The organism is Pontimicrobium sp. MEBiC01747, assembly GCF_053601635.1.
In genome coordinates this window covers 1-5,988 of sequence record NZ_JBSHNS010000218.1, presented here as the reverse complement: position 1 = coordinate 5,988, position 5,988 = coordinate 1, and the positions used below count along the sequence as shown (strand labels likewise).

Genomic DNA, 5,988 nt, shown 5'->3' with positions numbered 1-5,988 from the left:
ATATAATCATACTGTTGTATTAGAAAAAGAGGCTATTTTAAATGAGCATTTTTATCTTCTTAAAAAAGAGGCATAAAAAAAGCATTCAATTATGAATGCTTTTTTGGGTGCATGTTAGTTAATCTATATCAATAATAGTTTCTTTTGGTTTAGCTTTAAATACATACGTATATAGCCACATTAAAGTAAACGTAGGTATTACATCTAAGCCAGGTAGTATTTCTTCTAAAAAAGCGACACCCGCTGCTATTTTCCCAGTGTTCCCTTTGTACATTCTTGTCATTAACCATGCTGCAGCTGGTGCCCAAGCTAAATCTACAAATTCCCCTAATCCTGGTATAATAAAGCTAGCATAACCTATAGCATCAAAAACGATACTCATTGCTAACTTTTTGTATTTACTTGTATTCTCTAAATTCATTCTATAATAATTGTTTAATATTGATTAGAAAGCAAATAGCGTTCCAAAAAAACAATTATGACAAATTGGAAGTTATTAACTTTAAAAATTCTGTACGTGTTTCAATATTTTTAAAAGCACCTCTAAATCCAGAGGTTGTTGTTGTAGAATTTTGCTTTTGTACACCTCTCATCATCATACACATATGCGAAGCTTCAATTACCACTGCTACCCCTTCTGGTTTTAATGTATCATTAATACAATCTAAAATTTGCTCCGTTAAGCGCTCTTGTACCTGCAAGCGTCTTGCAAAAACATCTACAATTCTTGGTATTTTACTTAAACCTACGATATGTCCATTAGGAATATATGCAATATGAGCTTTTCCAAAAAAAGGTAAAATATGGTGTTCACAAAGCGAGTACAGCTCAATATCTTTTACAATTACCATTTCATTATAAGACTCTTTAAACATAGCGCTTTTTAATATTTCGGCAGCATCCTGTTCATAACCTTGTGTTAAAAATTGCATAGCTTTTGCAGCACGTTCCGGCGTTTTTAACAAACCATCACGCTCTGTATTTTCTCCTAAATCTTCAATAATACTTTTATAACGGTTCTTTACATCATCTGTTACCTGAATATTATATTCTTCAAATTTTTTATATGGCATATTTATACTGTTTTGTCTTTTAGCTTGTCGCTATAGTACGTTTTTAATTTATCAATTTTTGGGTCTATAATAAAACGACAATACGATTGTTCTTTATTTTTTTCATAATACTCAAAATGATCTTCTTCTGCAAGATAAAAGACATCAAATGGAGTTACCTCTGTAACTATTTTCGAGTTAAAAACAGTTTCAGACTCCAACAAATCTATAAAATCTTCAGCTTGTTGTTTTTGTTTTTCATTATGATAAAAAATAGCAGAGCGATATTGTGTCCCCACATCGTAACCTTGTTTGTTTAATGTTGTTGGGTCATGTGTTGCAAAGAAAATCTCCAATAGTGCGTTAAAAGAAATAATTTCTGGATTAAAGTGTATCTGTATACCTTCTGCGTGTCCTGTTCTTCCTGAACAAACTTCACGATATGGCGGGTTTTTAATAAAACCACCTGTATAACCAGGTACAACTTTTTCTACCCCTTCTAACCTATTAAACACTGCTTCTGTACACCAAAAACAACCATTAGCCAATGTAGCAATCTCTTTTTTTCCAGTTTTCATCATGTAAATTTAGTTAAAAAAAAGTCCTTTTTAACAGTATTGCCTTACATAAGAAGGCTTTTTTAACTTTAAATTATGATAAAATTATCTCAACAAAATTAGTTTTGCTATGTGAAAATGTAACAATTTGATAATAGGTTTATCTATACTATATCAAATACCAACTAATCGGTTAACTAATGAAATATATATCGCTTATTGCATTAGCAATACTCTTTGCTATTCCTGCTAATAGCCAAGAGAAGAAAGTTTATAACATAGAAAGAACAAACACCCCTCCTACTATAAATGGTATTTTAGATGATGCTGTTTGGCAAACTGCACAAGTAGCAACAGATTTTGTTCAGTTTAGACCAACAATGGGAGCAGTCGCTCCTAAAAATAAACGAACAGAAGTTAAAATGACTTATGATGATTCTGGAATTTACATTGCTGCGCACATGTACGACAACCCAGAAGACATTATGAAACAGTTTACACAACGTGATAATTTTGGACAATCGGATTTTTTTGCTGCTGTATTTAACCCTAATAATGATGCCCAAAACAATACCGAATTTTTTGTTTTTAGCTCTGGTACTCAAGCAGACGCCACAGAGAGTCCTAGTAATGGTGAAGATTTTGGTTGGAATGCGGTTTGGGAAAGTGCAACAAAAATGGTAAGCGATGGTTGGATAGTGGAAATGAAAATTCCATACCGTGCCTTACGCTTTACACAGCAAGAAAACCCAACATGGGGTATACAATTTCACAGACATTATAGAAAAACTAGAGAGCAAAGTACTTGGAATGCTGTAGACCCAACTGTTGGCGGTGGTATAGGTTTATTTAATGCCGAATTAAAAGGCTTACAAAATTTAAAACCACCTACACGTTTAAGCTTTTACCCTTTTGCCTCTACTGTAATAGATAATTTTGATGGAGATACTGAAGACGATTTTAATATAGGACTAGATATAAAATACGGAATTACAGAAAATTTCACCTTAGATGCTACTTTAATACCAGATTTTAGCCAAGTAGGTTTTGATGATGTACAACTTAACTTAGGCCCTTTCGAGCAGCGTTTTAATGAGCAACGACAGTTTTTTACAGAAGGAACAGATTTATTTAATAAAGGAAACTTATTCTATTCGAGACGTATTGGTAATGCACCATCTCGTCGAGCAAATCTATCTGATGATGAAAGAATAGATGGAGACGCCCCTCAAAAGGTAACCATGCTTAACGCTGTTAAAGTCTCTGGACGTACAAAAAATGGTTTAGGTATTGGAATATTTAATGCTATTACAGAAAAGACTGAAGTGGATATTATTAATACGGTAACTAACGAAAAAAGAAGTGAAGTTTTAGAACCTTTGGCCAATTATAGTATATTGGTATTAGACCAACAGTTTAACAAAAACTCTTCTGTTAGTTTAATAAATACTAATGTTACAAGAAATGGGTCTTTTAGAGATGCTAATGTTACAGGCCTTTTATTCGATTTAATTAATAAAAAGAATACTTATGGCGCTGTAGCTGAAGTGAAAATGAGTAATTTAAATCTTGAAGATGGTACCCAAACAGGAATAAGTACACGTTTAGGATTTGGCAAAAATAGTGGTAAGTATCGTTTTAACTTTAATCATGAATTAGCAGATAAAGATTACAACATTAATGATTTAGGCCTTTTATTTAGAAATAACTATAGTAACTTTAGTAGTAATTTTTCTTATCAAATTTTTGAACCAACAGAAAAACATAATAATTTTAGAATAAACTTTTGGGCTAATTATAGACAATTGTACAAACCTAATACCTATACAGGAAAAAACTTTGGAGGTAGCGTATTTGCTATTGGTAAAAAAAGTTTAATGGCCTACGGAGGTAATTTTAATGTACAGCCTGGAAAACAATACGACTATTTTGGCCCACGAGTGGATGGTAGGTACTTTATAACAGAAGATTGGTTAAATACTTCTGCGTGGTTATCGTCTAACTATAACAACACATTTGCTATTGATGCTAACATAGGTTACGAAACTTTATTTGAAGAAGGTAGAACCTACCAAAGTGTATTTTTTGGCTTAGAACCAAGGGTAAGACTAAATGATAACTTTATCATGATTTACGAATTTGAATGGGATCAAGAACTAAGAGAGCGAAATTTTGTAGATTTTATTGGAGACGATATTATTTATGGGCAACGCGACCAAATAACAATAGTAAATAGTATTTCTGCTAATTATAATTTTAATTCATTTCATGGGCTCGTACTAAGTTTTAGACACTATTGGAGTTCTGTACAATATGAAAATGATTTATTTGCACTCTCGGAAAATGGTAGGTTGAATAGAGATGATAATTATACTAAAGAAGATTTACCTGATCCAGATGTAAACTTTAATACTTGGAATTTAAACCTTACATACTCATGGCAATTTGCTCCAGGTAGCCAATTAACCGCACAATACCGTAACCGTATATTTAATTTCGATACTAATGGTACGCAGAGCTGGAATGATAGTTTAGACCAATTACTTAAACAACCAAACGGAAATACTTTTTCTTTAAAAATGGTTTATTTTATAGATTATAATAATATAAAAAACGTATTTAATAGAAAATCTAAAGCCATTTAAAGTTGCCCAGTTATTAGTAAAGTAGTATTTTGAAACTTTAAATATTTACAATGATTAAAGCAGAAAACATACATAAATACTACGACGATTTACAAGTATTAAAAGGTGTAAATGTTCACATAAAAAAAGGAGAAGTTGTCTCTATAGTAGGTGCTTCTGGGGCAGGTAAAACAACACTTTTACAAATTCTTGGTACTTTAGATAAGATTTCTAATAGTAGTAATGGATCTTTAATTATTAATGGTAAAGATATTAACGCCCTATCCGAAAAAAAACTAGCACAATTTAGAAACGAACATATAGGATTTATTTTTCAGTTTCATCAGTTATTACCAGAATTTACTGCATTAGAAAACGTTTGTATTCCTGCTTTTATAAAAAAGACACCAAAAGAAGATGCAGAAAAACGAGCTAAAGAATTACTCGATTTCTTAGGCTTATCTCATCGTTACAATCATAAGCCAAATGAGTTATCTGGAGGAGAGCAACAACGTGTTGCAGTAGCAAGAGCATTAATAAATAACCCTGAGCTTATTTTTGCCGATGAGCCTTCTGGAAATTTAGACAGCGAGAGTGCAGAAAATTTACATAACTTATTTTTCGAATTAAGAGATAAATTTGGTCAAACCTTTGTTATAGTTACTCATAATGACGAATTAGCAAATCTTGCCGATAGAAAACTTACAATGGTAGATGGCAAAATAGTAACCAATTAACATGCTCACTACACTAAATGATATTATAGCCTATTTAAAAGCACCTAATTGCCCTCCCATAGAACAACTCCCTGCTAAGGATAAAGTTTTAACTGTTTTTTATACACTAATATTATCGCTACTAATTGGTTTCACTTTAGCTATTGTTATCGGACTTACAACTTTAATTACAGAATTAGATATAGGTAAACATGCTTCTAGCGATTTGTTTAAAAACTATACTCCTGTTATGATTATTCTTTTGGCTGCTATTGCTGCTCCAATAATTGAAGAGTTGATTTTTAGAGCTCCAATACGGTTATTTTGTAAATTTAAAGGCGCTTTTAAATATATATTTTATGGTTTTGCCCTCCTATTTGGCTACATTCATATATTAAATTATGAAACGACATTTAATGTTTTAATCCTATCCCCTATACTTGTTGCTCCTCAAATATGTTTAGGTCTTATTTTAGGTTATTTAAGAGTTAAATTAGGTTTAATATACTCCATTTTACTACACATGCTATATAATGCTAGTATAGTAATCCCTAGTATACTCTTTTTAAAATTGTAAAAACCCTAAAAGTATTTACATCTATATTGTTATTATAAACAATATAGTTTATGCAACTACATAAAGATTAATAAGTTTATTAAATTTAGAATGTTTAGTTATTCTAAATAAAAACTAGACTAAATAAATATATATATTACAATTTTAGAATTGCATAGTAATAATTAATATGAGATTTAGTGCTTTTATTCTAAAGGCCTAGTCTTTTTTAACTAGACTTTATTAACAAATTTGTAAATTCGTTTTCCAAACCAACCCAAATTAATGCTTGTAATACTACTTTCATGGTTTTATATTTTTATAGTCGCACTCACAGTAGGAGTAACTATAAAACAACTTTTAAAACTTGATGATTTAAATGTAATTATCACTTTATTTTTCGGCTTATTTGGTATTAGTATTTTCACAGGTTTTTGGGCTATATTTCTACCAATAAATGGAATATACCAAGTTATTCAAATA

7 protein-coding genes are annotated in these 5,988 nt (G+C 30.9%); 4 read left to right on the top strand and 3 right to left on the bottom strand.

Translation table 11 applies throughout. The features are described from left to right. Positions 1-118: 118 nt before the first annotated feature. Genes ACVC2P_RS07240 through msrA form a run of 3 tightly spaced genes read right to left on the bottom strand, consistent with a single transcriptional unit; the run spans position 119 to position 1,630 of the window. Positions 119-421 carry a hypothetical protein gene (locus ACVC2P_RS07240; RefSeq protein ID WP_452597810.1) on the bottom strand — a complete coding sequence of 101 codons (303 nt, stop codon included), beginning with the start codon at positions 419-421 and terminating at the stop codon, positions 119-121. A 55-nt stretch (positions 422-476) separates the two neighbouring features. Beyond that, complete coding sequence (gene folE, locus ACVC2P_RS07235) at positions 477-1,073, bottom strand: GTP cyclohydrolase I FolE (protein ID WP_452597809.1); 597 nt, start codon at positions 1,071-1,073, stop codon at positions 477-479. Between the two features lie 2 nt (positions 1,074-1,075). Continuing rightward, positions 1,076-1,630: a peptide-methionine (S)-S-oxide reductase MsrA gene (gene msrA / locus ACVC2P_RS07230; protein ID WP_452597811.1), complete on the bottom strand. Its 555-nt coding sequence runs from the start codon at positions 1,628-1,630 to the stop codon at positions 1,076-1,078. Between the two features lie 179 nt (positions 1,631-1,809). Here msrA and ACVC2P_RS07225 point away from each other — a divergent pair, with 179 nt between their 5' ends. The 4 genes from ACVC2P_RS07225 to ACVC2P_RS07210 form a co-directional block, all read left to right on the top strand. Beyond that, entirely contained in the window at positions 1,810-4,254 is a 2,445-nt protein-coding gene (locus ACVC2P_RS07225; RefSeq protein ID WP_452597808.1) for a DUF5916 domain-containing protein, read from the top strand. A gap of 50 nt (positions 4,255-4,304) precedes the next feature. Beyond that, complete coding sequence (locus ACVC2P_RS07220) at positions 4,305-4,970, top strand: ABC transporter ATP-binding protein (RefSeq protein ID WP_452597807.1); 666 nt, start codon at positions 4,305-4,307, stop codon at positions 4,968-4,970. A gap of 1 nt (position 4,971) precedes the next feature. After that, positions 4,972-5,526 (top strand): CPBP family intramembrane glutamic endopeptidase, encoded by a 555-nt coding sequence (locus ACVC2P_RS07215; protein ID WP_452597806.1) that lies wholly within the window; start codon positions 4,972-4,974, stop codon positions 5,524-5,526. Between the two features lie 264 nt (positions 5,527-5,790). Beyond that, positions 5,791-5,988 (top strand): hypothetical protein (locus tag ACVC2P_RS07210; RefSeq protein WP_452597805.1); only part of this gene is annotated, 198 nt, incomplete at its 3' end.